Raw genomic sequence first — 23,243 nt, forward strand, 5'->3', positions numbered from 1 at the left:
TCAGAGTCGAAGGACGTCTGGAAGCGTTCCGAAGAGATCATCACCATGGAAGAACTGCTCGCCCGCGTCACCACCCGCACCGGGCTCGACGCCGCGACCGCTCAGACCGCCATCGGGCACATCCTGGCCTTCCTGCAGAAGGAAGGGCCCGCCGCCGAGGTCGGCCAGCTGCTGGCGGCCCTGCCGGGCTCCGAGGCGCTGATCGCCGAGTCGAATGCCGGCGAGAGTGGCGGCGGCGGGCTGATGGGCATGCTCGGCGGGATGATGGGCGGCGGCGGCGTCATGGCGCTCGGCCAGAAGCTGATGGCCGCCGGCGTGCCGATGGGTCAGATGCAGCCGCTCGGCCAGGAGCTGTTCGCCTTCGGCCGCGAGAAGGTCGGCGAGGACGCGATGGGCCCGATCATCGGCTCGATCCCGGGGCTGAACCAGTTCGTCTGACCGCGGGCCGGTGTGCGCGGCCGCACTGCATTCGGGTGACGCCTGGACGAAAGTAAAAAAGAGGTTGCGGAGCGAAAGCTTGACGGAACCTGTCCACGCGATCCCCGTTATTGGGGATGTGGCCCGGATCGACGCCTTCGGCAGTGTCCGGTACCGCACTCAAGCAGGCCGGCCATGCCCGTCTTCGAAGCCAAGAACCTGGACAGCGAGTTCGAAGGGCAGTCCCTGCTCGCTGCCATCCTGCACCCGACCCGCGCGGCGCAGACCCGGGCCCTGAGGCACGGTCGCCGGCGCGCTGAGCGCGCGGCGGCCCTGGCCGATCCGATGACGATCGAGCCGCGCTTCCCGATCGCGCCCGGCGAGCTGGCGCCGACCGGGTTCACGGGCCGCTGAGGTCTACCAAGCCTGCGCGGTGACGAGGCCCTGGCGGGTCACCACCACCCATTCCCGACCGTGGCGCTCGACGCCCTCGACGCGGCCGACGCCCGGGATGACGTCGCCGGGCGCGACCTCGACGAGGCGGCGCCGGCGGTTCTCCAGGATCGCGGTGCCCTCGTAGACGTCCCGCAGGGCCCAGCCCTCGATGACCGGCGGCTTGTCGGCCGCCGCCGGCTTCGGCTTGGGCTCGCTCACCTTGGCGTCCGCGACCTTGACCTCGGGCTTCGCCTCGGCGGCGCGGGCGGGCTCGCCGATGCTGCCGGTCTGGGTCGGCTCCGCCTTCGCGGCGGCCGGAGTCGCGGCCGCGCGGCGGTCGAGCTGCGCGGCGAGGCCGCTGAGGCGGGTGTTGTGGTCGCGCTCGACCTGCTCGAGCCGCTCGCCGAGGGCCGTGACCTTGCCGTTCAGGCTCTTGTCGACCTGCGCCAGGCGCTCGCCGAGGGCGGTGCTGCGGCTGGCCGCCTCCTTCCGCGCCACGTCGGTCGAGGCGCGCAGGTCGGCGAGCACGGTGTGGAGCTGCGCGATGTCGGCGGCGAGGCGCACGGTCTCGGTGCGGCCGGCATCGAGCGTCGTCTCGAGGGCCGCGAGCGCGTCGGGCCGGACCGAGGCCGGGCGGGAAAGCGCCATCACGCCCCCGCCCAGGAGGACGCCGACCGCCAGAGTCGCGCCCGGGATCGCGAACCGCTTCGGATCCAGGCGCGCCAGCGACGCCAGCGCGAGCTTCCCGCCGGCCGGCGAGGCTGCGGTCTCGGTCGCGGCGGCCGCTGCGTCGGTCTTGCCGGTCACCGCGGCCTTGAGCAGGTCGGCCGGCGAGATGCCCTGGGAAACGCCCTGCTTGGCTTCGATCTTCGTCATCGCCCCGAACTCCGCACGCGGCCTCGCGCTGCAAGCGTTCGTTAAGGACGTTTGTTTACGAAACCCTTACCGCACGCCCGTGGCTCAGGCCGCGAGCCCGCGCTTCTTCAGGAGCGGCTCGATGCTCGGCATCCGCCCGCGGAAGGCCGTGTAGGCCTCGCGCGGGTCGCGCAAATTGCCGGCCCCGTACACGAAGGTCCGCAGCCGCTTCGCCGTCTCCGGATCGAAGATGTCGCCGGCCTCGCGGAACGCGTCGAAGGCGTCCGCGTCCAGCACCTCAGACCAGAGGTAGCTGTAGTATCCGGCGGCGTAGCCGTCCCCCGAGAAGATGTGGGCGAAGTGCGGCGTCCGGTGCCGCATGCTGATCTCGGCCGGCATGCTGATCCGCCGCAGCGCCTCGGCCTCGAAGGCGGGCACGTCGAGACCGCCCTCGCCTTCCGCCGAGAGGTGCAGGGTCATGTCGACGATCGCCGAGGACGTGTACTCCACGGTGGCGAAACCCTGGTTGAAGGTCCGCGCGGCGAGCAGCTTCCGCAGCAGGGCGTCGGGCATGGGCTCGCCCGTGCGATGGTGGCGCGCGTGGGTCCGCAGGACTTCCGGCTGCTCCAGCCAGTGCTCGTAGAGCTGCGAGGGCAGCTCCACGAAGTCGCGCGACACCGCCGTCCCCGACAGGAGCGGGTAGGTCACGTCCGAGAGCAGCCCGTGCAGGGCGTGGCCGAACTCGTGGAACAGGGTGCGCGCGTCGTCGAAGGACAGCAGCGTCGCCTCGCCGTCCGGCGCCTTGGCGAAGTTCATGACATTGACGATGATCGGCGTGACCGTCCCGTTCAGGCGCTCCTGCGAGCGGAAGGCGCTCATCCAGGCGCCGGACCGCTTCGAGGCGCGGGCGAAGTAGTCGCCCAGGAACAGGCCGACCTCGGACCCGTCGGGATTGCCGACCCGCCAGACCCGGACATCGGGATGGTAGCGCGGCACGTCGGCGAGTTCCGTGAAGGTCAGACCGAACAGCCGCGAGGCCGTGTCGAACGCCGCCTGAATCATTCGCTCCAGCGGTAGGTACGCCTTGATCTCGCTCTCGTCGAGGTCGTGCTCGGCGCGCCGCACCTTCTCGGCGTAGTGCCGCCAATCGTGCGCCTGGAGGGCGAAGTTGTGGCCCTCCGCCTGGATGGTGGCCTGGAGACGGTCGCGCTCCTCCGCCGCCCGCGCGCGGGCCGGCGTCCACACGTCCCGCAGCAGCCCGGTCGCCGCGTCCGGGCTCGCCGCCATCGTGTCGTCGAGGGCGAAATGGGCGAAGCTCTCGAAGCCGAGGAGCCGCGCCCGCTCGGCGCGCAGCCGGATGATCTCCGCGATGATCGCCCGGTTGTCGGTCGCGCCGCCGTTCTCGCCGCGCCGCGTCCAGGCCGCGTAGGCGCGCTCGCGCAGGTCGCGCCGGGTCGAGCAGACCAGGAACGGCTCGATCAGCGAGCGGGACAGGGTGATGACGTGCCCGTCGAGGCCGCGCTCCTTCGCGGCGCTCTCGGCCGCGGCCCGCAGGAACGGCGGCAGGCCGGCCAGATCCTCCTCGCCCTGCAGCGGCAGGGTGAAGCTGCTCTCGTCGGCCAGGAGGTTCTGGCTGAACGTGGTCCCGAGCTCCGACATACGCGCCGCGATCTCGGCGATGCGGGCCTTGTCCTCGGGCCCGAGATCCGCCCCCGACCGGCGGAAGCGGATCCGGTACCGGTCGAGGACCCGGCGCTGCTCCGCGCTCAGGCCCTCGGCGTCGATCGCCGAGATCCGGGCCCAGAGCTCGGGGTTCAGGTAGATGGCGCTGCCGTGCCGGGCGAGCTTCGGCCCGATCTCCCGCTCGATGGCCTGCAACTCGGGGTTCGTGTGGCTGCCTGTCAGGTTGTAGAACACACCGGCGACGCGCTCGAGGGCGAGGCCGGCCCGCTCCATCGCCTCGACGGTGTTGCCGAAGGTGGCGGTAGCGGACTCACTCGCGATGGCGCGGATCTCGGAATCGTGCGCCGCCAGGGCGGCGTCGAACGCGGGCCGGTAGTGCTCCGGCCGGATCCGCTCGAACGGCGGGAGGCCGTGCGGGGTGCTCCACTGCGCCTCGCGGAAGGGATTGTCCGGCGGCAGGCTCGGGAGCCCGGCATCAGCTGCGTCCGACATGCAGTCCTCGATCTCGACGTCCACGCGACGGCGCGATCGTCCGCGCCGCAGGTGCGCCGACATGGGGTGTGCCGGCGCGATCCGGAAGACAGTGGTCCGATCGGCGCGGCCGTCAACCGGGTCCGGGCGATCCGAATGGCGTCTCGCCCGTTGTAGAGGCCAACGCCCACGCTTCGAGGCCCCATGCCGGGACGCAGCCTGTCGATCCTCCGATCCGCGACGCTCCTGGCGGGCGGCGCCCTCGCCGCGGGGCTCGCCCTCTCCGCCACGCCGGTCGGCGCCGTCGAGACGCCGGCGGCCACGGTGCCGACGCCCCCGCCCCTGCCGCCGGAGCGCCCAGAGGCGCTGAAGCCGCCCGTCGCCGAGCCGGCGCCACCGACGCCGCCGGCGCGGCCGCCCGAGCTGAAACCTGCCGCGGCTGAGCCGAGCAGGGAGCCGTCGAGGGAGACCGGCCGGGACAAGCCGACAGAGTCGGCGCAGGAGACCGCGAAGGAGACCGCGAAGGAGACCGCGAAGCCCGATATCCCCGCACCGCCGCCGGCGCCGCCCGCGCGGCCGCCGGAGCTGTCGGGCGCCGCAGCCCTGGCGCTCAAGGTGACACCGCCGGACGATTCCGCCTGCCGGACACGCCTCAAGCGCCTCGGGGTCGAGTTCGAGCCGCTGCCGCCGATCTCCGAAGGCCAGTGCACCGCGCCGCTGCCGCTCAAGGTGACGAAGCTCGCCGACGGCGTGACGCTGCCGCAGGGCGCCACGCTGACCTGCCGAACCGCCGAGGCGCTGGCTCGCTGGGTCACGGAGGTTCAGATCGAGGCCGATCGAACGCTGAAGCATCCGCTGACCGCGCTCGAACTCGGCGGTTCCTATGTCTGCCGGGGACAGAACCACGACGTCGACGCCAAGCTCAGCGAGCACGCCTTCGCCAACGCCGCCGACATCATGGGCTTCGCCTTCGCCGGACGCGCGAGTATCCCCGTCAAGGCGATGCCGGACGGTTCCGAGGAGGCGCAGTTCCTCGGCGCGGTGCGCGCCAAGGCCTGCGGCTTCTTCCGCACCGTCCTCGGCCCGGGCTCGAACGCCGCCCACGCCAACCATTTCCACCTCGACGAGCGCGAGCGCAATGGCGGTCACCGCCTGTGCCAGTAGAACCGGGTGGAACGTTCCCGCAGGTCCGGCATTTCTCGGCTCGGGAGCGCGTCCGCTCCCCGGAATGACGACGGCGATGATCCCGAAACCCTGGCGGCCGGTCTGCGTGGCCCTCCTGGCGAGTTGTCTGGCCGCGCACGGCGCGGCCGCCCGGACCGGGAAGGGCCGGAAGGCCGAGACGGCCCAGCCGCCGGCGCTGACCGCCGAGGCGGTGAACGCCGCGACCCTGGCGCAGCCGGGCGCCGGGAAGACCGAGGGCACGAAGTCTGAGAAGGCGCGTCGGGCCAAGTCGTCGGACGACAAGCCCGATCCGCTAATCGTCAAGGCCCAGGTGCTGCTCGATCGCGCGCGCTTCTATCCCGGAGCGATCGACGGCCGGAAGGGCGACAATTACCGTCACGCCCTCTCGGCCTTCGCGGTGGCCCAGGGGCTTCCCGCCGGCGAGACCCTGACGCCCGAGATCTGGGACAAGCTCCAGGCGACCAGCGACAAGCCCGCCGTCACCGACTACACGCTCTCCGAGGCCGACGCCGCGGGCCCCTACGTCGAGCGGATCCCGCCCAAGATGGAGGAGCAGGCCGAGCTCAAGTCGCTGGGCTACACCAATCCCCGCGAGATGCTGGCCGAGCGCTTCCACATGAGCCGCGACCTCGTCAGCGCGCTCAATCCCGGCAAGCCCCTCGACAAGGCCGGCACGACCATCGCGGTCGCGGCGGTGGACCCGATGGGCACGGACAAGCCGAAGGGCAAGGATCTGCCCCAGGAGCCGAAGGTCGAACGCATCGAGGTCGACAAGTCGAGCCTCGACGTCCGCGCCTACGGCGCCGACGGGAAGCTCGTGGCCTATTACCCCGCGTCGATCGGCAGTGCCGAGAAGCCGGCCCCGAGCGGCGAGACCAAGGTGAAGGGCGTCGCGTTCGACCCGGACTACACCTACAACCCGAAATACGCGTTCAAGGGCGTGAAGGCGCAGCACAAATTCACCATCCAGTCGGGGCCCAACAACCCGGTCGGCCTGGTCTGGATCGACCTGGCGATTCCGAGCTACGGGATCCACGGGACGCCCGAGCCCGAGAAGGTCGGGAAGACGGAGTCCCACGGCTGCATCCGCCTGACCAACTGGAACGCACGCGACCTCGCCGCGCATGTGACACGGGGCGCCACGGTCACGTTCAAGGACGATTGAGCGGCAGCGCGGCGACACTCGCATACGCCCGCGCGAACCCGCCCGCACAAAAATGTATCATCGGTTAACATAGCGCCCGGTCTGGGTGTCGGAACGGGCCGGGAACGCTTGACACATTGCGCATTACGGGCGACGCCTCAGGTTGTCTCGCGGGCTGACCCTCGGGCCGCGTTCACCCGTCCGGACGCTGCTCACGCGGTGCGCAAGGCGTGACCAGCCGCATGGCAAGATCCCCGGCGACGGGGGCATTCGAAGGGAAGACGGCCCGGCGTGATTGCTGACCCCAACGACGACGTCCTCAACGGCGTCCGTGTTCTCGTCGTCGAGGACGAGGCCGCGATCTCGATGCTGCTGGAGGACATGCTCCTCGATTTCGGCTGCGCCGTGGTCGGGCCGGCCGCGCGGCTGTCCTCCGCGCTGGAGATGGCGTCGCAGGAAGCGTTCGAGGTCGCCATTCTCGACGTGAACGTGGCGGGTGAGCCGATCTACCCGGTGGCCGAGGCCATCGCCAAGCGCGACCTGCCTCTGGTCTTCTCGACCGGTTACGGCGGTGCCGGCATCCGCGAGCCGTTCCGCGACAGGCCCGTCGTCCAGAAGCCGTTCAGCCAGGCCGACCTGAAGCGGACCCTGATCGGAGCGATCCGCGCCGCCCGGGACTGAGACCCGGCGCGTCGGCTCCGCCGGCCTCGGGCCGCCCGTCAGAGACCCTCGATGGTGAAGACCCGCTCGACATGGGCGGGCCAGGTGCGGGATCCGACGAACACGGCGTCGGCCCGGAACGTCGACCCGGCACACCACGCATTGCGTCCGATCCAGGCGCGGACCGCGCGGGAGAACCGCCGCCGCTTGGCAGCGTCGATCGCTTCCCGGGCATCGTCGCGGCGCGCCCGAGCCTTCACCTCCACGAACACGACGGTCTTCCAGCGCCGGACGACGAGATCGATCTCGCCGCCCGCGACGCTCACGCGCCGGCCGATCGGCCAGTACCCCTTGAGCATCAGCGCGGCGAGCGCCAGCCACTCGGCGCGGTGGCCGAGCCGGTAGGCGGCGCGGCGCCGGCCGGCCCGGTCCGGCAGGGCCCCGGTCATCCCTGGTCCCGCGCCAGCGCCAGCGCGCGGGTGTAGACGAGGCGCCGCGGCTGACCGGTCTCGTCGGACACGAGGCTGGCGGCATCCTTGATCGAATGCCGCTCCAGCGCCGCCAGGATCAGGGCGTCGAGGGCGGCATCCGAATCCGCGCTGCGCTCCGGCGCCGTCGCCGCACCGATGATCACCACGATCTCCCCCTTCGGCGGTCCCTCCTGGGCGAAGCGCGCGCTCAGGCTGCCCAACGTATCGCGCCGGATGGTTTCGTAGAGCTTGGTCAGCTCGCGGGTCACGGCCGCCGGCCGCTCCGGACCGAGCACCGCGGCGGCGTCGGCCAGCATGTCGGGCAGGCGATGCGGCGACTCGAACAGGACCAGGGTGCCGGGAACCTGGATCAGCGCCTCTAGGCGGTTGCGCCGCGCTCCGGCCTTCTGCGGCAGGAAGCCCTCGAAGAAGAACCGGTCGGTCGGCAGGCCGGCCGCGACCAGCGCGGTCATCACCGCGGACGGCCCCGGGACGGGCGTGATGGCGATCCCGGCCTCGATGGCGGCCTGGACCAGCTTGTAGCCGGGATCCGAGACGAGCGGCGTCCCGGCATCAGAGACCAGCGCCAGGGCCTCGCCGGCGGTGAGCCGCGCCACCATCCGCTCGCGCACCGCGTCGTTTGAATGCTCGTGATAGGCGAGCAGCGGCGTCGTGATCCCGTAATGCGCCAGCAGGTTCCGGGTGACGCGGGTGTCCTCGGCCAGGACTGCGTCGGCGGCCGCCAGCGTCGCCAGCGCCCGGATGGTGATGTCGCGCAGGTTCCCGATCGGCGTCGCCACGATGTGCAGGCCCGGCGACAGGGGTTCGGTCTCGCTCGCGAGGCCGAAGGCCGTGAAGGTCGTGCTGCGCGGGCGGTCGGGGGCGAGCTTCGGGGACGGAGCTCGGGTCGGGGCGGCGGGCCCCGGGTCGTCGAATCTGCGGGTCATCACCGGCGATCTTGCCACACTGGTCGCCTCTCGTCGCGGCGAGGCCGCGTGGCCGGGGGGCAAGTCCCCGCCGCCGCGTTTACATTTGAGTATCCGCCGGTCAGGCTGCGGAGCCTGCCCGAAGGAGTACGCGCCATGGCGCGCCCGACAAGCGCGCGGGACCGTCTCGTGCGTGTCACCGCCCAGACCGCCGCGCTCTGCGCGATCCTGCTCACGCTCGGCGGTTGCGTCGGCAGCGACCTCGCGCGACGCGTGACCGGGCCGCAGGCCGAGCTGTCACCGCCGGCCGCCGTGCCGGATGCACCGGGCACCGCGCCCGCGGCGCCGATGCCGGCCGCGGGCGGCAGCGGGCGCATCGGGGCGGGCTCGGTGAAGGTCGCCCTGGTGCTGCCGCTGACCGGCCAGGGATCGACCGTGGGGGCCGCCATGCGCAACGCCGCGCAGCTCGCCTACGACGAGGCCCAGCAGCCCGACCTGACGCTCATCGTCGAGGACGACCGGGGCAGTCCGGACGGCGCCCGGGAGGCGACCCAGGAGGCGCTGCGGCAGGGCGCCGAGATCGTCCTCGGCCCGCTCTTCGCCGGCAGCGTCCAGGCCGCCGCGGCCGTCGCCAGGACCGCCGGCAAGCCGGTGATCGGCTTCTCCACGGACGCGACCGTGGCGAACCAGGGCGTCTACCTGCTGAGCTTCCTGCCGCAGCCGGAGGTGGACCGCGTGGTCGAGGACGCGGTCGCGGGCGGAAAGAGGTCCTTCGCGGCGCTGATCCCCGAGACCGCCTACGGCAACGCCGTCGAGGCGGCGTTCCGGGAGGTCGTCGCCCGCAAGGGCGCGCGCGTCGCCGCCGTGGAGCGATACCCGGCCGGCGCGCCCGGCCCGGCGGTCGAGCGGCTCGCGCGGGTGATCGCCGGGCCCGGTGCCACCGCCGACGCGCTGTTCATCCCCGAGACCGCGGACGCGATGCCCGCCGTGGCGGCCGCGCTGACGAAGGCGGGCTTCTCGCCGGCACGGGTGCGCCCCCTCGGCACCGCCCTCTGGAACGAGCCGTCACTGTTCGCGCTGCCGGCCCTCCAGGGTGGCCGCTTCGCCGCGCCGGACCGCGTCGGCTTCTCGAATTTCAGCGCGCGCTACCAGGCCCGGTTCGGCGCCGTCCCGCCGCGGGTGGCCTCGCTCGCCTACGACGCGGTGCTGCTCGCGGCGGCCCTGTCGCGGCGCTACGGCTCGCAGCGCTTCGCCGAGGCCACCCTGACCAACGGCCTGGGCTTCGCCGGCGTCGACGGGACGTTCCGGTTCCGGCCGGACGGTCAGAGCGAGCGGTCCCTCGCGGTCTACGAGATCCGCAACAACGCCGCGACGCCCGTCAGCCCGGCGCCCCGGGTTCTCGCGAAGCCGGCGATCTGATCAGGCGGCGAGCTCCGCGACCAGGGCGTTGAGCACCGGCGCCCCCCGCGCCGTGGCGGCGATGCGGCCGCCCGGCAGCCGCTCGAGCAGGCCGTCCCCGATCAGCATGCCGATGCGGTTGCCGTTCAGGGGCCGGCCCTTGAGCGCCGCGTAGCGGTCGGGATCGATCCCCTCGCGCAGGCGCAGGCCCATCACCAGGAACTCGTCGGCCTGGTCGGCGGCCGAGAGGCTCTCGGTCTCGACGATCCCGTGGCCCTCGGCCTCGACGCGGGCGAGCCACGCCTCGGGCGACCGTTCCGTCACGGTTCCGACCCGGCCCCGGCCCGTCACGAGCCGTCCGTGGGCGCCCGGACCGATGCCGGCATACTCGCCGTAGCGCCAGTAGAGCAGGTTGTGCCGCGATTCCGCCCCGGGCCGCGCGTGATTCGAGATCTCGTAGGCCGGGAGGCCGGCCTTCGCGCAGAGCTCCTGGGTGACGTCGTAGAGGGCGCGACCGACCTCGTCGTCCGGCGTCATCAGCTTGCCGGCGGCGGCGAGCCCGTGGAACGGCGTCCCGGGCTCGATGGTGAGTTGGTAGAGCGAGAGGTGCTCGGCGGCCCGCGCGAGCGCGTCGCTAAGCTCCGCCCGCCACAGGTCCGGCGTCTGTCCGGGCCGCGCGTAGATCAGATCGAAGGAGGTCCGCGCGAAGGCCGACTGCGCCAGGGCGATCGCGCCGAGCGCCTGCGCGGTGTCGTGCAGGCGCCCGAGGGTCCGCAGCGAGGCGTCGTCGAGGGCCTGGATCCCGAGCGACACCCGGTTGATCCCGGCGGCGCGGTAGCCCTGGAAGCGGCCCGCCTCGACGCTCGACGGGTTGGCCTCGAGGGTCACCTCCGCGTCCGGCGCGACCGCCCAATGCTCCGCCACCGCGTCGAGCAGGCCGGCCACGGTCGCGGGCTGCATCAGCGAGGGCGTGCCACCGCCGAGGAAGATGCTGGTCACGGTCCGGCCCGGCGTGCGGGCGGCGATGTGGGCGATCTCGGCGCGGAAGGCTGCCAGGAAGCGCGGCTCGTCCACGCCCGCGTGGCGGACGTGGCTGTTGAAGTCGCAGTACGGGCACTTCGCGGCGCAGAAGGGCCAGTGCAGGTAGATCCCGAAGCCCGCGTCGCGGGTCGGATGGTCCGGGCCGATCGATGACATGATGGCGGGCATGTGAGCGCCCGCGCGCCGTTTGGCAATCAGGCGCCGGGCGCGAGGCAGGCGCGGCTCAGCTCGACGAAGGCCCGCGCCCGGTGCGACAGGCCCCGCCCCTGCTGCCAGTCGACCCCGTGCTTCTCCTCGGCGCTCATCTCGCCGAAGGTGCGGTCGTGGCCGTCCGGCCGGAAGATCGGGTCGTAGCCGAAGCCTGCGGAGCCCTTCGCGGCGACGAGGTCGCCGAAGACCCGTCCCTCGAACAGCTCGGTGTGCCCGTCCGGCCAAGCCAGCACGAGGGCGGACACGAAGTGCGCCCGGCGCTCGGCGGCCCCGCGCCGGTCGAGTTCGGCGAAGATCCGCGCCATCGCGCCGGTGAAGTCCTTGGTCGCGCCGGCCCAGCGGGCCGAGAAGATGCCCGGCGCGCCGTCCAGGGCGTCGACGCACAGGCCGGAATCGTCCGCGAAGGCCGGCAGCCCGGTGGCGTCGGCCGCCGCCCGCGCCTTGATCGCCGCGTTCTCGGCGAACATCGTGCCGGTCTCGTCGGGCTCGGGCAGGCCGAGCTCGCCCGCCGACACCGCCTCGATCCCGAACGGCGCGAGCAGGTCGCGCATCTCGGCGAGCTTGCCGGCATTGTGCGTGGCGATGACCACCTTCCCGGTCAGACGGCGGCTCACGCGAGGGCCTCCTTCTGCAGGGCGACCAGCCGCTCGGTGCCGGCGCGGGCGAGGCCGAGGAGCTCGAGAAGCTGCTCCTGCGTGAAGGGCTCCATCTCGGCGGTGCCCTGCACCTCGACGATGCCGCCCCGGCCGGTGAGGACGAAGTTGGCGTCGGTCTCGGCCGCCGAATCCTCGGCGTAGTCGAGGTCGAGGACCGGCATGCCCTTGTAGAGGCCGCACGAGACGGCGGCGACGTGGTCGCGCAGCGGGTCGACGGAGATGATCGAGCGGGTCCGCATCCAGGCGAAGCAGTCGTGCAGCGCCACCCAGGCGCCCGTGATCGCGGCGGTGCGGGTGCCGCCGTCGGCCTGGATCACGTCGCAATCGATCGTGATCTGGCGCTCGCCCATGGCCGGGAGGTTGGTGACGGCGCGCAGCGACCGGCCGATCAGCCGCTGGATCTCCTGCGTCCGCCCCGAAGGCTTCCCGGAACCGACCTCGCGGCGGGTGCGTTCGTGCGTCGCACGCGGCAGCATGGCGTACTCGGCCGTGACCCAGCCCTTGCCGGAACCGCGCAGCCACGGCGGCGCGCGCTCTTCCAGCGACGCGGTGCAGAGCACCCGGGTGTTGCCGAAGCTGACGAGGCAGGAGCCCTCGGCGTAGCGCGAGACCGCGCGCTCCAGGCTCACGGGCCGCAACTCGTCGGCGGCACGCTTGGAAGGCCGCATCGCGGGCCCCTTCTGTCGAGAGTGTCGAGGGCCGGGCTCTTAGGCCGCCGCGCCACCGCGGGCAAGCATCGCCGTACGGATTGATCCGCGCGGGACGGTTGGACATGATCGGACCACAGGATGACCCCGTGACACACCCCAGTTCCAACTTCTCTAACGGCCAAGCGATGCAGGCGCTCGCCGCCCTCAACGAGCGTGCCCGGGAGATCTTCCGGCAGATCGTGGAGAGCTACCTCACGACCGGCGAGCCGGTCGGTTCCCGGAATCTCGCGCGCATCCTCCCGATGGCGCTGTCGCCGGCCTCGATCCGCAACGTCATGGCGGATCTGGAGCATTCCGGACTCATCTTCGCGCCGCACACCTCCGCCGGCCGCCTGCCGACGGAGCTCGGCCTGCGCTTCTTCGTGGACGCGATGCTCGAGCTCGGCGACGTCAGCCAGGACGAGCAGGCGCGCATCGAGGCGCAGATGCGCGCCGCCGCCTCGGGTCACACCTTCGACTCGGCCCTGGCCGAAGCCTCGACCATGCTGTCCGGCGTCTCCCGGGGCGCCGGGGTCGTCCTGACCACCAAGGCGAACGTCAACCTGAAGCACATCGAGTTCGTGCGCCTCGATCCCGCCCGCGCCCTCGTCATCCTCGTCTCGGACGACGGCTCGGTGGAGAACCGCCTCGTGGACCTGCCGGCGGGCCTGCCGGCCGGGGCCCTCCAAGAGGCGACGAACTTCCTCAACGCGCGCCTGCAGGGCCGCACCCTCGGCACGCTGCGCGCCGAGATCGAGGCCGGCCGCAAGGCGATGAAGCGGGAGCTCGACGCGATCACCGAGCGCCTCGTCGATGCCGGGCTCGCCACGCCGGTCGGCCCCACGGAGGCCCGCCAGCTGATCGTGCGCGGGCAGGCGAACCTGCTCGACGACCTGCGCGCGGTCGAGGATCTCGAGCGGATCCGCCTTCTGTTCAACGATCTGGAGACCCAGAAGGACGTGATCGACCTCCTGTCCCGCGCCGAGGGCGGCGAGGGCGTGCGGATCTTCATCGGCTCGGAGAACAAGCTGTTCTCGCTCTCCGGATCCTCGCTGATCGCGGCGCCGTTCCGCGACGGCTCGCAGAAGATCGTGGGCGTCGTCGGCGTGATCGGTCCGACCCGGCTGAACTACGCGCGGATCGTGCCGATGGTCGACTACACGGCGCGCGTGGTGTCGAAACTCCTGGACGGCGGACGATAGAGGGCACCGGGCAGAGGATCCGCCCGGCCCACCGATCTTCCTGTGATTGCCCGCTCAGGCCGGGATCACGTCCACGATCTCGTAGGTGTCGGGATCGATGATCACGATGTCGTCGCGGACCAGGACGAAGTCGTAGCCCTCGTATTCCGGCACCAGCTCGATGATCGCCGGCGGCAGCCTGTGGAGCCTGACCGAGCGGGGGATCGCGGTGCCGATCGCCAAGCCGAAAGCCACGTCCCGGAGCGGCGAGACGCCCAGACGCGTGATCGAGCTGCGGAACTCGGTCCGCTGACGGGTGTCGAGGCGGCCGACAGCGCCGCGGACGGCGCCGCGGTCGCGGGCACCGGCACGGCCGTCCCGTTCGCCGGCCGGACCGCGACCGCCGCGCTCGGGACCGGCCGCGTCGCGGTTGCCCCGCTCGGGTCCGGCACCCGGCTCGCGGCCACCCCGATCGCCGGCACCGCGTTCACCCGCACCGCGTTCACCCGCACCGCGTTCACCCGCACCGCGTTCACCCGCACCGCGTTCACCCGCACCGCGTTCGCCCGCACCGCGTTCGCCCGCACCGCGTTCGCCCGCACCTGGATTCGCGGCCGCGCCGCCCCGGTCCGCCGGTCCGTTGCGCTCGGCCGCGCCGCCCGGGCGACCCGGTCCCTCGGCGCCGCGCGGCCCACCCTCGGCACCGCCGGGACCGCGCACCGCCCCGCCTTCGGGCGCGCCGCCCCGCATCCCGCCGCCGGCGCCGCCAGCAGGGCCGCCGGCCGGGCCGCCGCCGGACGGACCCGCGCCCGCGCCGGCCCCACCACCCGGACCGCCGGCGCCGCCGCCCGCACCACCGGGTCCGGCCCCGCCGCCGCCCGGTCCGCCCTGCGCGAACGCCGTCGCCGCTCCGGCGACGACGATGGCGGCCGCGACCGCGTCTCTCAGAACTCGCTTCATGGCTTCTTCCTCCTGTGGTGGTCGGAACGCCATCGACGCCCACGCCGGCCCGCAACGGGGCCCCGGGCCGAACCGTTCCCTCCCGCGGCACCGTGGACGCGCGGCCGGTGACACCGCCCTGCGCTGTCCTCGGCTAAGTCGGATCACGGTCTTGCGATCAGGCGCGTCACCTGTAACGTCGCGCCGCACCAAGAAGAGACCGGCCTCGGCCGGCACCAAGATTGATCGACGGAGACGCCATGTCCGCCTCGCGCGACGATACGATCGGTATCGCACCGAGCGACCTCGATGATGCCGCGGACCGCAAGCGCCGGATCTGGGCGATCGTCGGCTCGTCGTCGGGCAATCTCGTCGAGTGGTACGATTTCTACTGCTACGCGTTCTTCGCGCTCTATTTCGCGCCGGCCTTCTTCCCGAAGGGCGATTCGACCAGTCAGCTCCTGCAGACCGCCGGCATCTTCGCGGTGGGCTTCTTCATGCGGCCGATCGGCGGCTGGCTGTTCGGGCGCATCGCCGACCGCGTCGGCCGTCGGACCTCGATGGTCATCTCGGTGCTGATGATGTGCTTCGGCTCGCTGCTGATCGGCATCCTGCCGACCTACGAGCATGTCGGCACGCTGGCGCCCGTGCTGCTGCTGCTCGCGCGCATGCTCCAGGGCCTGTCGGTCGGCGGCGAGTACGGCACCTCGGCGACCTACATGAGCGAGGTGGCGATCAAGGGGCGGCGCGGCTTCTTCGCCTCGTTCCAGTACGTGACGCTGATCGGCGGCCAGCTCCTCGCCTCGCTGGTCCTGGTGCTGCTGCAGACGGTGATGACCGGTCCGGAACTCACCGCCTGGGGCTGGCGCATCCCGTTCTTCATCGGCGCCGCGCTGGCGGTCGTCGCGCTCTATCTCCGGCGCTCCCTGGCCGAGACGAAGGACAGCAGCGACAAGGAGACCGCCGGCACCTTCGCCGCGCTGGCCAAGCACTGGCGGGCGTTCCTGGTCGTGGTCGCCTACACGGCCGGCGGCTCCCTGAGCTTCTACACGTTCACGACGTACATGCAGAAGTACCTCGTCAACACCGCCGGCATGCCGAAGACCTCGGCGTCGCAGACGATGACGGTTGTGCTGTTCGTCTACATGATCATCCAGCCGATCTTCGGCGCGCTCTCCGACAAGATCGGCCGCAAGGCGAACATGCTGCTCTACAGCGGCCTCGGCACGCTCATGGTGGTGCCGCTGATGACGGCCCTCGGCACCAACAAGGACCCCTACCTCGCCTTCGCGCTGATCACCCTCGGGCTCGCCGTGGTGTCGTTCTACACGGGCATCAGCGGCATCGTGAAAGCCGAGCTGTTCCCCACCAACGTCCGGGCGCTCGGGGTCGGCCTCTCCTACGCGATCGCCAACGCCACCTTCGGCGGCACCGCCGAGTTCGTCGCCCTGTGGTTCAAGGACGCCGGCATGGAGAGCACGTTCTTCTGGTACGTGACCGTCCTGATGGCGATCGCCTTCGTGGCCTCGCTGATCATGCCGAACCCCAAGGTCCACGGCTATCTCGACGGCGCGGGCACCGTCGAGGAGGCGCTGGGGAAGAAGCCGCGCCTCGCCCACGCCTGATCGGCCGTCCGGCTGGACCGGGCCGGACTTTCAAGCTGATATGCCTCCCGCCGGGCGCGCCAGACGCCCGCGGGAGGACGCCATGTCGAGGAACGCCGCCGCCGGGGCGCTGGCCCTGCTCTGTCTCGCCATTGCATCCCCGTCCGGGGCCGCCGAGCCGGGTGCCGCCGACGGGCCGTTCAGGCCGACGCAGCCCGCGGGCTACTTCTTTGTCGGCGGCCGCTACGCCACCGCGGGCGGCAAGACGACGGCGTCCGGCCAGATGTTCGTGGAGTACCGCGTTCCGGAGCGGGTGACGCAGCCCTACCCGATCGTCCTGGTGCACGGCACCGCCCAGACCGGGACCAACTTCCTCGGGACGCCCGACGGCCGGCCGGGCTGGGCCGACCGCTTCGCCGCGCAGGGCTTCGCGTTCTACGTCGTCGACCAAGTCGGTCGCGGCCGCTCGGGCGGCGACCCGGACACCTACGGCCCCTACGCCCGCCTGCCCGCCGAGGATCTGGAGACGGTGTTCACCGGGCAGGAGCGGTCCGCGCTCTACCCGCAGGCGAAGCTCCACACGCAGTGGCCGGGCGGCGCCGGGATCCGCGGCAACGCCGCCTTCGATCAGTTCTACCTCTCCCAGGTGCCCTACATCGCCAGCGCGCTGCGGAGCGAGGAGCTGGTCGACCCGGCGCTGATCGCCCTGCTGGAGAAGATCGGCCCGGCGATCCTGCTGACGCACTCGCAGGCGGGCGTCTTCGGCTGGGCGGTCTCCGATCAGCGGCCCGACCTCGTGAAGGCGCACGTCGCCGTCGAGCCGAACGGGCCGACCTTCTACGACATCCGCTTCAAGGGCGGCGCGGACTGGTACGAGCGCGTCGGCGAGGCCCGGGCGCGGCCCTACGGCATCACCCGGGTGCCGCTGCACTTCGAGCCGCCGGTGAGCGGCCCGGCGGACCTGACGGTGGTCCAGGCGGAGAGCGCCGCCGCGCCCGACCGGATCCGCTGCTGGCTCCAGGCCGAGCCCGCGCGCCAACTGCCGAACCTCGCCCGGGTGCCGGCGGTGATCGTGACCGCCGAGGCGTCGTTCCGGGCGACGATGGACGATTGCACGGCGGCCTTCCTGACTCAGGCGGGCGCGAAGCCGGACCGGCTGGCGCTCGCCGAGCACGGCATCCGCGGAAACGGCCACATGATGATGCTGGAATCGAACAGCGACGCCGTGGCGGACGCGATCGCCGGGTGGATCCGGAACCGGGTCCAGGGCCCGGTCCAGGGCCAAGTCGAAGCGCCGGCCCGGCCTTAACCCGCCGCTTACCCTGTCGGGCGAGGGTGCCCCCGTCATCCGACGAGGGACTGCATGACCGACATGACCGACACCGTGGGCGTCGCGGGCGACCGCATCCGCTCGATCATCGAGCGCGTGGAACGGCTGGAGGAGGAGATCAAGGACCTGATGGAGGCCAAGAAGGAGGTCTTCGCCGAGGCCAAGGGCGAGGGTCTCGACGTGAAGGTGCTCAAGGAGATCCTGAAGATCCGCAAGCAGGACAAGGACGAGCGCGACGAGCAGGAAACGCTGCTCGACGTCTACCTGCGCGCCATGGACGCGCCGTCGCCGGCCCCGATCGCCGCGGCGGCCTGACAGGCTCGACCGGGTGCGGCGCCGGGCGCCGCACCTCCTGTCCCGACCCCGAGGCTACGCCGCGAGATAGGCGGCGATGTTGCGCCGGATCCGCTCCAGGGGCTCCTCGGCCGGGTCCGGCAGGACGAAGCGCTTGCCCGTGATCGTCTCGTAGGCGCGGATGTAGACCGCCGCGGTCTCCAGGACGACCTCGGCGGGGATCTCCGGAATGGCGTCCTTGTACGGGTCGCAGCGGGCGACGACCCAGTTGCGCACGAAGTCCTTGTCGAAGCTCTCCGGGGCCGAACCCGCGGCGAAGCGCTCGGGATAGCTCTGCGCGAACCAGTACCGGCTGCTGTCCGGCGTGTGGATCTCGTCGGCGAGGACGATCCGGCCCTCGGGATCCGTGCCGAACTCGTACTTCGTGTCGGCCAGGATCAGGCCGCGCTCCGCCGCCAGGGCCGTGCCGCGCGCGAACAGCGCCAGGGCCGCCCCCGACACGGTCTCCCACTGCGCGCGCGTCAGCAACCCGCGCTCGAGGATCTCCGCCTCGGTGAGCGGCTCGTCGTGGCCGCCGTCGAACGCCTTGGTGGTCGGCGTGATGATCGCCTCCGGCAGGCGCTGGTTCGGCCGCATCCCGTCGGGGAAGGTGTGGCCGTACATGTCCCGCTCGCCCGCGCGGTAGCGCGTCAGGATCGAGGTCGACGTGGTGCCCGCGAGGTAGCCGCGCACCACCACCTCCACGGGCAGGATATCCAGGCGCCGGCCGACCACCACGTTGGGATCGGGATAGGCGAGGACGTGGTTCGGGCACAGGTCGGCGGTCTGCTCGAACCAGTACCGGGCGGTCTGGGTCAGGACCTGGCCCTTGAACGGGATCGCCGCGAGCGCCCGGTCGAAGGCGCTGATCCGGTCCGACGTGATGAGGATGCGCCGGCCGTCGGGAAGGTCGTAATTGTCCCGGACCTTGCCGCGGTAGTGCCGGGGCAGCTCGGGCAGGGTCGCGTCGCGCAGGACCTGATGCGCGTGCGGGGCGAGATCTGCCGTGTTCATCGGGCTTTCCGTCAGGCTGAACGGCGACCGCGCCGCCGGACTTCTGTGCGCGGACGGGGCGGGAAATTCCAGTCCCGGCCTCACCGAGGGCGCCCGGTGCCGGCCCTCGCCCTGGTCGCGCCCGACCGGGACCCTACACTTACGCGGGGACCAACGACGGTGGACGACCGGCCGCGCGACGCCGAGCGCTTCTGCCGGACGGCCGAGGCGCGATGAACGAGACACCCCAACCGTCGGTCAGAGATCCGTTCCTGCGCCGGATCGAGACCGTGGCCCTGTTCCGGCTGTCCGACGCGGAGCGCGCCGCCCTCGTCGCGCTCCCGCTGCAGGTCGCCCAGTTCGAGCCCAACCAGGACATCATTCGGGAGGGCGACCGGCCGTCCCGGAGCTTCACGCTGCTCAGCGGTATCGCCTGCACCTACAAGTCGACACGCGCGGGCAAGCGGCAGGTGATGAGCTACCACGTCCCCGGGGACGTGCCGGATTTCCAGAGCCTGTTCCTGGAGGTGCTCGACATCAACATCGCCACGGTGAGCGCCTGCCGCCTCGGCTTCGTTCAGCACGACACGGTCCGGGCGATGCTGCGGGCGCACCCGCGCCTCAACGAGGTGTTCTGGCGCGCGACGCTGATGGACGCCGCCCTGGTCCGGGAATGGATGCTCAACACCGGGCGCCGGGAAGCGTATGCGCGGATGGCCCACCTGTTCTGCGAGCTGATGACCCGCCTCGACGCCGTCGGGCTGGCACCCGACCGGACCTGCGACCTGCCGATGACGCAGCCCGAACTCGCGGATGCCCTCGGGATCACGTCGGTCCACGTCAACCGGACGATCCGCGATCTCAAAGCCGCCGGCCTGATCACGCTCCGGGGTCGCCGCCTCACCGTCCACGACTGGGCCGGGCTGCAGGAAGCGGCCGAATTCGATCCGACCTACCTGCACCTGCGCGACGCGGAGACGCGCTGATTGGGACGCGCGGACGCGCGCGACCTGCAGCCGAGTATTGTCAGAAAATCGAGGATCCTGTCGCCGGCTCTACCGATCCGATGGTCGGGGGCTCAGCGGGATGATGGTGCCCAGGGACGGAGTCGAACCGCCGACACTGCGATTTTCAGTCGCATGCTCTACCAACTGAGCTACCTGGGCGTCGTCCGCGCCGGTGCCGGCCTCGGACGTCGCGGGGTATAGTGAGTGCTTGGCGGCCTGTCCAGCCTCGCGTGACATTGACGGGACCGGAAGGCCGAAAAATTCAGCGCTCCGGATCCGGCGGGGGCGGCGGCGCGTCGGGATCGAGCTCCTCGGGGATCGCGTAGCGCTCGTTGAGCCAGCGCCCCAGATCGACGTCGGCGCAGCGCTGGGAGCAGAACGGCTGGAACTCCGGCGCGGACGGTTTCCGGCAGATCGGACAGGGCGGCGGCCGGCGTTCGCGGTTCATGCGAGGGCGCCCCACCCGGCCCGCACAGGATACCCCTCGCCGTCGAGCAGGCTCAGGGTCTCGTAGAGCGGCAGGCCGACCACGCCGCTGTACGAGCCGACCAGCTTGACCACGAAGGCCCCGGCCAGGCCCTGGATCGCGTAGCCGCCGGCTTTGCCGCGCCACTCGCCCGAGGCCACGTAGCCCTGGATGTCCCGGCCCGAGAGCCGCTTGAACCGGACGCGGCTCTCGACGATCCGCTCGCGGCGCCCGCGGGGCGAGAGCACGCAGACCGCCGTGTAGACCCGGTGCTGCCGGCCCGAGAGCAGGCGCAGGCAATCCGCGGCCTCGTCGGGGATCTCGGCCTTCGGCAGGACGCGCCGCCCGACCGCGACGACCGTGTCGGCCGAGAGAAGCCAGGTCGGCGTCGTCGTGTCCTCCAGGTGGAGCGCCGCCTCGGCGGTGGCGAGCTTCGTCCGCGCGAGGCGACGCGCCAGCTCGCGCGGCGGCTCGGCCTTGCGCGGTGTTTCGTCGATCTCGGCGGGCAGGAGCGCCGCCGGCTCGATCCCGATCTGCTGGAGCAGCGCGAGACGGCGGGGCGAAGCGGACGCGAGCACGAGTCGCGCCGTCGGCTCATGCGTCGCGCCGATCGCTTCAGGTTTGGCGTCCATGATGTCCCGTTCGCACAATCGACCGGAGCCGCGCGACCGGAGCCGTGCGCGCCCTGCGCGGCGGCACTTCGTCGGCCGGGACAGGCTCGATGCGCCTGCCTGATAAGGGAAGGGGTCCGGCTTGTGAACTCGAGCGGGTGCCGACGCCCTGGCGAACGCGCGTGGATTCGCCTGGGCGTCCCACGCGGCCCGGTGCGTCCGCGGGCAGCGTTACTCAGGTCTGGCGGCGCCTCGGCGTGACCGAGGGCGCCGACGAATCCAGCTCAGAGCCCGGCGCGAAAGCGTCCGCAAGAACAGCGCAAGATGTCGAGGCGGCACGTAACCCATCGTTAACCACGATCGACGCAGGATGGCGTCACTCCAATGGGATCGTCATCGATGCTGAACGCTGACCCGCTCGTGCCGCGCCCGAAGCTCGTCAATGCGGCTCTGCTCGCCCGCGCCCTCGACGGGCTCCGGCCGCAGGTCGCCTCGCCGGTCGAGATGTGGCAGCGCCTCACCGATCAGTACGTGGTCGACCTCGACGCGGTCGCGGCGCTCCTGCCCGCCGACGAGCCGGAGACGCGCTGGCTTCCCGCCCGCGACTGAGGCCGGCCCGGACGGCACTGCACCTCTCAAGGGACGCGTCGTGCTGCGCTGGCACATGACGTGCTTCAAGTCTTCAGCAACCGGAGGAAGCGACCAGGCAACGACAACGCGGTGGCTCGCACGCCGGAGCACCCCGCGGACCTTTCGATCACTCGAAGCTGAGGTCCGTCATGTCGGAATTGCTCTCCGTTGCCCTCGTCTGTGCCGGCACGCTGCTGGCCCAGGACTGCTCGCGCGACACCGCCCTCGACGTCATCGTCGCGCCGGCGCACACGCCGATGGAATGCCTGATGCACGCCCAGACGATGGCCGCCCAGGCCGGGTTGCCCGGGGGCAGCGACCGGTACCTCAAGGTCGCCTGCGAGCATCGTCGGAGCGAGTCCGACCCGCGCCCGGTCATTCGCCGCGCCTCGTGACGGCGGGGGTGTGCCGGACGATTCGGCACACCCGAATGTGATCGGCGCGGCGCGTGGTGCATCAAAGTCACGTCACGACAATTCTTGTTCGCATCCGCCTATCGGACAGTTGCCGCCCCCGGGAACGGGACCCATCCTGCACGGCCACGCTGATGCAACCCTCACTCCGGCATCCGCCAACGTTGCCGCCCCGATGGCCCGCGTGCCGGGCAGGGCTCAAGCGAGTGCCTGCCCGATGCTGTACGACGCGTTCGATCTGCAGACCGACATGGCCGCCCAGACCCGGGCGTGGGGGCGGCTGCTGAACGACATCTGGTCGCCCTGGGTCGGGTGGGGCGAGCCGGCGACCTGGATGTCCGCCGGGGCCCGGATGATGATGCGCGCCGGCCTGACCTTCGCGCGGCCGCCCTACGGCATCGAGTCGGTGAATGTCGGGAACCGGAGCGTCCCGGTCTCCGAGGAGGCGGTCGAGGTCACGCCCTTCGCCACGCTGCTCCACTTCAAGAAGGACATCCACACCGAGCAGCCCAAGGTGCTGATGGTGGCGCCGATGTCGGGCCACTTCGCCACGCTGCTCCGCGCCACCGTGCGCACGATGCTGCCCGACCACGACGTCTACATCACCGACTGGCACAACGCCCGGGACGTGCCGCTCTCCGACGGGACCTTCGGCTTCGACGACTACGTGAGCCACCTCATCCAGTTCCTGCGGACCATGGGCGAAGGCGCCCACATGGTGGCGGTGTGCCAGCCCGCCGTGCAGGCCCTGGTAGCCGCCGCCGCGATGGCGCAGTCGAAGGACCCGGCCGCCCCGCGCAGCATGACCCTGATGGCCGGACCGGTGGATTGCCGGATCAACCCGACGGGCGTGAACGAGCTCGCGACCTCCAAGCCGATCGAGTGGTTCGAGAAGAACCTGATCGCCACGGTGCCGTCGCGCCACAAGGGGGCCGGCCGCAAGGTCTATCCGGGTTTCGTGCAGGTCTCGGCCTTCATGGCGATGAACGCCAAGCGCCACGTCCAGGGCCACGCCGACCTGTTCTGGCACATGGCCAACGGCGAGCACGACAAGGCCGAGGCGATCGAGTCCTTCTACGACGAGTATTTCGCCGTGCTCGATCTCGCCGCCGATTTCTACCTGGAGACGGTCAAGACCGTGTTCCAGGACCACGCCCTGGCCCGGAACGCGGTGTCGTATCGGGGCGAGCCGATCGACCTGCGCGCGATCCGCCGCACGGCGCTCATGACGGTCGAGGGTGAGCGGGACGACATCTGCGCCGTCGGCCAGACCATGGCGGCCCACGACCTGTGCTCGGACCTCGCCCCGTACATGCGGACCCATCACCTCCAGGCCGGCGTCGGCCATTACGGCGTCTTCGCCGGCCGGCGCTGGGAGTCGCAGATCTACCCGCAGGTGCGGAACTTCATCCAGGCGCACAACTGACCGCGCCCCGGTCGGGTCGGCGTCGCGCCGATTTGACCCGCCGACCTGCGCGGCCCACCATGCTAGGCAC

Annotated in this window: 25 protein-coding genes and 1 tRNA gene; 14 read left to right on the top strand and 12 right to left on the bottom strand. The window is 71.7% G+C overall.

What is annotated here, in order from left to right; genetic code table 11:
• Positions 1 to 45 precede the first annotated feature (45 nt).
• Entirely contained in the window at positions 46 to 438 is a 393-nt protein-coding gene (locus C4T42_RS24320; protein WP_012319882.1) for a DUF2267 domain-containing protein, read from the top strand.
• Positions 439 to 612: 174 nt separating this feature from the next.
• Positions 613 to 831, top strand: coding sequence for a hypothetical protein (locus C4T42_RS24325; RefSeq protein WP_012319883.1), 219 nt, complete (start codon positions 613 to 615; stop codon positions 829 to 831).
• Positions 832 to 834: 3 nt separating this feature from the next.
• On the opposite strand, the gene C4T42_RS24330 is transcribed toward C4T42_RS24325, so the two are convergent.
• Together C4T42_RS24330 and C4T42_RS24335 are read right to left on the bottom strand one after the other, a co-directional pair.
• Positions 835 to 1,728, bottom strand: a complete 894-nt coding sequence (locus C4T42_RS24330) for a hypothetical protein (protein ID WP_020091877.1) — start codon at positions 1,726 to 1,728, stop codon at positions 835 to 837.
• 84 nt (positions 1,729 to 1,812) lie between these two features.
• Entirely contained in the window at positions 1,813 to 3,882 is a 2,070-nt protein-coding gene (locus C4T42_RS24335) for a M3 family metallopeptidase (protein WP_103986033.1), read from the bottom strand.
• Positions 3,883 to 4,065: 183 nt separating this feature from the next.
• On the opposite strand from C4T42_RS24335, the gene C4T42_RS24340 reads away from it, so the two are divergent.
• The 3 genes from C4T42_RS24340 (at position 4,066) to C4T42_RS24350 (ending at position 6,871) form a co-directional block, all read left to right on the top strand.
• Positions 4,066 to 5,025, top strand: coding sequence for an extensin family protein (locus tag C4T42_RS24340; protein WP_020091875.1), 960 nt, complete (start codon positions 4,066 to 4,068; stop codon positions 5,023 to 5,025).
• Between the two features lie 76 nt (positions 5,026 to 5,101).
• On the top strand, positions 5,102 to 6,211 hold the full coding sequence (locus C4T42_RS24345) for a L,D-transpeptidase (RefSeq protein WP_043712288.1): 1,110 nt from the start codon (positions 5,102 to 5,104) through the stop codon (positions 6,209 to 6,211).
• 270 nt (positions 6,212 to 6,481) lie between these two features.
• Positions 6,482 to 6,871, top strand: a complete 390-nt coding sequence (locus C4T42_RS24350) for a response regulator (protein ID WP_012319888.1) — start codon at positions 6,482 to 6,484, stop codon at positions 6,869 to 6,871.
• A gap of 38 nt (positions 6,872 to 6,909) precedes the next feature.
• On the opposite strand, the gene C4T42_RS24355 is transcribed toward C4T42_RS24350, so the two are convergent.
• Together C4T42_RS24355 and rsmI are read right to left on the bottom strand one after the other, a co-directional pair.
• Positions 6,910 to 7,299, bottom strand: coding sequence for a YraN family protein (locus tag C4T42_RS24355; RefSeq protein WP_020091873.1), 390 nt, complete (start codon positions 7,297 to 7,299; stop codon positions 6,910 to 6,912).
• Entirely contained in the window at positions 7,296 to 8,267 is a 972-nt protein-coding gene (gene rsmI, locus C4T42_RS24360; RefSeq protein ID WP_020091872.1) for a 16S rRNA (cytidine(1402)-2'-O)-methyltransferase, read from the bottom strand. Before rsmI ends, C4T42_RS24355 begins: the two co-directional genes overlap by 4 nt.
• Positions 8,268 to 8,402: 135 nt before the next feature.
• Between rsmI and C4T42_RS24365 the strand changes: the two genes are divergently transcribed.
• Positions 8,403 to 9,665 (top strand): penicillin-binding protein activator, encoded by a 1,263-nt coding sequence (locus C4T42_RS24365; RefSeq protein WP_103986019.1) that lies wholly within the window; start codon positions 8,403 to 8,405, stop codon positions 9,663 to 9,665.
• Here the strand turns inward: C4T42_RS24365 and hemW are convergent, their stop codons facing one another.
• From hemW to rph, 3 genes are read right to left on the bottom strand one after another with little or no spacing between them, the layout of a single operon-like run.
• Positions 9,666 to 10,853: a radical SAM family heme chaperone HemW gene (hemW, locus tag C4T42_RS24370; protein ID WP_244603272.1), complete on the bottom strand. Its 1,188-nt coding sequence runs from the start codon at positions 10,851 to 10,853 to the stop codon at positions 9,666 to 9,668.
• 26 nt (positions 10,854 to 10,879) lie between these two features.
• Positions 10,880 to 11,509: an RdgB/HAM1 family non-canonical purine NTP pyrophosphatase gene (rdgB, locus tag C4T42_RS24375; RefSeq protein ID WP_020091869.1), complete on the bottom strand. Its 630-nt coding sequence runs from the start codon at positions 11,507 to 11,509 to the stop codon at positions 10,880 to 10,882.
• Entirely contained in the window at positions 11,506 to 12,219 is a 714-nt protein-coding gene (gene rph, locus C4T42_RS24380) for a ribonuclease PH (RefSeq protein WP_026604745.1), read from the bottom strand. The genes rdgB and rph overlap by 4 nt, the downstream gene beginning before the upstream one ends.
• Before the next feature lie 167 nt (positions 12,220 to 12,386).
• On the opposite strand from rph, the gene hrcA reads away from it, so the two are divergent.
• Entirely contained in the window at positions 12,387 to 13,442 is a 1,056-nt protein-coding gene (hrcA, locus tag C4T42_RS24385; RefSeq protein ID WP_020091867.1) for a heat-inducible transcriptional repressor HrcA, read from the top strand.
• Between the two features lie 54 nt (positions 13,443 to 13,496).
• On the opposite strand, the gene C4T42_RS24390 is transcribed toward hrcA, so the two are convergent.
• Complete coding sequence (locus tag C4T42_RS24390) at positions 13,497 to 14,597, bottom strand: DUF1236 domain-containing protein (protein WP_348529875.1); 1,101 nt, start codon at positions 14,595 to 14,597, stop codon at positions 13,497 to 13,499.
• Between the two features lie 23 nt (positions 14,598 to 14,620).
• Here C4T42_RS24390 and C4T42_RS24395 point away from each other — a divergent pair, with 23 nt between their 5' ends.
• The 3 genes from C4T42_RS24395 to C4T42_RS24405 all read left to right on the top strand — a co-directional run bounded on the left by C4T42_RS24395 (position 14,621) and on the right by C4T42_RS24405 (position 17,609).
• Positions 14,621 to 15,985 carry an MFS family transporter gene (locus C4T42_RS24395; RefSeq protein ID WP_091677151.1) on the top strand — a complete coding sequence of 455 codons (1,365 nt, stop codon included), beginning with the start codon at positions 14,621 to 14,623 and terminating at the stop codon, positions 15,983 to 15,985.
• A gap of 82 nt (positions 15,986 to 16,067) precedes the next feature.
• Positions 16,068 to 17,273 carry an alpha/beta hydrolase gene (locus C4T42_RS24400; RefSeq protein ID WP_103986021.1) on the top strand — a complete coding sequence of 402 codons (1,206 nt, stop codon included), beginning with the start codon at positions 16,068 to 16,070 and terminating at the stop codon, positions 17,271 to 17,273.
• A gap of 54 nt (positions 17,274 to 17,327) precedes the next feature.
• Positions 17,328 to 17,609: a DUF2312 domain-containing protein gene (locus tag C4T42_RS24405; protein ID WP_020091862.1), complete on the top strand. Its 282-nt coding sequence runs from the start codon at positions 17,328 to 17,330 to the stop codon at positions 17,607 to 17,609.
• A 54-nt stretch (positions 17,610 to 17,663) separates the two neighbouring features.
• Here C4T42_RS24405 and C4T42_RS24410 read toward each other — a convergent pair whose 3' ends face one another.
• On the bottom strand, positions 17,664 to 18,641 hold the full coding sequence (locus tag C4T42_RS24410; protein WP_020091861.1) for a phosphoribosylaminoimidazolesuccinocarboxamide synthase: 978 nt from the start codon (positions 18,639 to 18,641) through the stop codon (positions 17,664 to 17,666).
• Between the two features lie 212 nt (positions 18,642 to 18,853).
• Here C4T42_RS24410 and C4T42_RS24415 point away from each other — a divergent pair, with 212 nt between their 5' ends.
• The gene (locus C4T42_RS24415) at positions 18,854 to 19,606 is read left to right on the top strand and encodes a Crp/Fnr family transcriptional regulator (RefSeq protein ID WP_020091860.1); all 753 of its coding nucleotides are present in this window, start codon (positions 18,854 to 18,856) and stop codon (positions 19,604 to 19,606) included.
• A 104-nt stretch (positions 19,607 to 19,710) separates the two neighbouring features.
• On the opposite strand, the gene C4T42_RS24420 is transcribed toward C4T42_RS24415, so the two are convergent.
• From C4T42_RS24420 to C4T42_RS24430, 3 genes are all read right to left on the bottom strand, one after another.
• A tRNA-Phe gene (locus C4T42_RS24420) sits at positions 19,711 to 19,786 on the bottom strand.
• A gap of 103 nt (positions 19,787 to 19,889) precedes the next feature.
• Positions 19,890 to 20,075 (bottom strand): DNA gyrase inhibitor YacG, encoded by a 186-nt coding sequence (gene yacG / locus C4T42_RS24425; RefSeq protein ID WP_020091859.1) that lies wholly within the window; start codon positions 20,073 to 20,075, stop codon positions 19,890 to 19,892.
• Positions 20,072 to 20,725 carry a Maf-like protein gene (locus C4T42_RS24430; RefSeq protein ID WP_020091858.1) on the bottom strand — a complete coding sequence of 218 codons (654 nt, stop codon included), beginning with the start codon at positions 20,723 to 20,725 and terminating at the stop codon, positions 20,072 to 20,074. The genes yacG and C4T42_RS24430 overlap by 4 nt, the downstream gene beginning before the upstream one ends.
• A 378-nt stretch (positions 20,726 to 21,103) precedes the next feature.
• Between C4T42_RS24430 and C4T42_RS24435 the strand changes: the two genes are divergently transcribed.
• The 3 genes from C4T42_RS24435 to phaZ all read left to right on the top strand — a co-directional run bounded on the left by C4T42_RS24435 (position 21,104) and on the right by phaZ (position 23,173).
• Positions 21,104 to 21,313, top strand: a complete 210-nt coding sequence (locus C4T42_RS24435; RefSeq protein ID WP_020091857.1) for a hypothetical protein — start codon at positions 21,104 to 21,106, stop codon at positions 21,311 to 21,313.
• 170 nt (positions 21,314 to 21,483) lie between these two features.
• Positions 21,484 to 21,729 (top strand): hypothetical protein, encoded by a 246-nt coding sequence (locus C4T42_RS24440; RefSeq protein WP_020091856.1) that lies wholly within the window; start codon positions 21,484 to 21,486, stop codon positions 21,727 to 21,729.
• 235 nt (positions 21,730 to 21,964) lie between these two features.
• On the top strand, positions 21,965 to 23,173 hold the full coding sequence (phaZ, locus tag C4T42_RS24445; RefSeq protein WP_020091855.1) for a polyhydroxyalkanoate depolymerase: 1,209 nt from the start codon (positions 21,965 to 21,967) through the stop codon (positions 23,171 to 23,173).
• The last annotated feature ends 70 nt before the right edge of the window (positions 23,174 to 23,243 follow it).

This window comes from Methylobacterium sp. 190mf (genome assembly GCF_900107945.1).
Lineage (GTDB): Bacteria > Pseudomonadota > Alphaproteobacteria > Rhizobiales > Beijerinckiaceae > Methylobacterium.

Excerpts from the sequence above, each read along its gene's own strand:
- rph (WP_026604745.1), bottom strand. The coding sequence starts at position 12,219 with ATGCGGCCTTCCAAGCGTGCCGCCGACGAGTTGCGGCCCGTGAGCCTG.
- hemW (WP_244603272.1), bottom strand. The coding sequence starts at position 10,853 with ATGCCCGCCATCATGTCATCGATCGGCCCGGACCATCCGACCCGCGAC.
- C4T42_RS24325 (WP_012319883.1), top strand. The coding sequence starts at position 613 with ATGCCCGTCTTCGAAGCCAAGAACCTGGACAGCGAGTTCGAAGGGCAG.
- C4T42_RS24410 (WP_020091861.1), bottom strand. The coding sequence starts at position 18,641 with ATGAACACGGCAGATCTCGCCCCGCACGCGCATCAGGTCCTGCGCGAC.
- phaZ (WP_020091855.1), top strand. The coding sequence starts at position 21,965 with ATGCTGTACGACGCGTTCGATCTGCAGACCGACATGGCCGCCCAGACC.
- C4T42_RS24415 (WP_020091860.1), top strand. The coding sequence starts at position 18,854 with ATGAACGAGACACCCCAACCGTCGGTCAGAGATCCGTTCCTGCGCCGG.
- C4T42_RS24345 (WP_043712288.1), top strand. The coding sequence starts at position 5,102 with ATGATCCCGAAACCCTGGCGGCCGGTCTGCGTGGCCCTCCTGGCGAGT.
- yacG (WP_020091859.1), bottom strand. The coding sequence starts at position 20,075 with ATGAACCGCGAACGCCGGCCGCCGCCCTGTCCGATCTGCCGGAAACCG.
- C4T42_RS24435 (WP_020091857.1), top strand. The coding sequence starts at position 21,104 with ATGCTGAACGCTGACCCGCTCGTGCCGCGCCCGAAGCTCGTCAATGCG.
- rsmI (WP_020091872.1), bottom strand. The coding sequence starts at position 8,267 with ATGACCCGCAGATTCGACGACCCGGGGCCCGCCGCCCCGACCCGAGCT.
- C4T42_RS24395 (WP_091677151.1), top strand. The coding sequence starts at position 14,621 with ATGTCCGCCTCGCGCGACGATACGATCGGTATCGCACCGAGCGACCTC.
- C4T42_RS24430 (WP_020091858.1), bottom strand. The coding sequence starts at position 20,725 with ATGGACGCCAAACCTGAAGCGATCGGCGCGACGCATGAGCCGACGGCG.
- C4T42_RS24335 (WP_103986033.1), bottom strand. The coding sequence starts at position 3,882 with ATGTCGGACGCAGCTGATGCCGGGCTCCCGAGCCTGCCGCCGGACAAT.
- C4T42_RS24340 (WP_020091875.1), top strand. The coding sequence starts at position 4,066 with ATGCCGGGACGCAGCCTGTCGATCCTCCGATCCGCGACGCTCCTGGCG.
- C4T42_RS24440 (WP_020091856.1), top strand. The coding sequence starts at position 21,484 with ATGTCGGAATTGCTCTCCGTTGCCCTCGTCTGTGCCGGCACGCTGCTG.
- C4T42_RS24355 (WP_020091873.1), bottom strand. The coding sequence starts at position 7,299 with ATGACCGGGGCCCTGCCGGACCGGGCCGGCCGGCGCCGCGCCGCCTAC.
- C4T42_RS24330 (WP_020091877.1), bottom strand. The coding sequence starts at position 1,728 with ATGACGAAGATCGAAGCCAAGCAGGGCGTTTCCCAGGGCATCTCGCCG.
- hrcA (WP_020091867.1), top strand. The coding sequence starts at position 12,387 with ATGCAGGCGCTCGCCGCCCTCAACGAGCGTGCCCGGGAGATCTTCCGG.
- C4T42_RS24320 (WP_012319882.1), top strand. The coding sequence starts at position 46 with ATGGAAGAACTGCTCGCCCGCGTCACCACCCGCACCGGGCTCGACGCC.
- C4T42_RS24405 (WP_020091862.1), top strand. The coding sequence starts at position 17,328 with ATGACCGACATGACCGACACCGTGGGCGTCGCGGGCGACCGCATCCGC.
- C4T42_RS24365 (WP_103986019.1), top strand. The coding sequence starts at position 8,403 with ATGGCGCGCCCGACAAGCGCGCGGGACCGTCTCGTGCGTGTCACCGCC.
- C4T42_RS24400 (WP_103986021.1), top strand. The coding sequence starts at position 16,068 with ATGTCGAGGAACGCCGCCGCCGGGGCGCTGGCCCTGCTCTGTCTCGCC.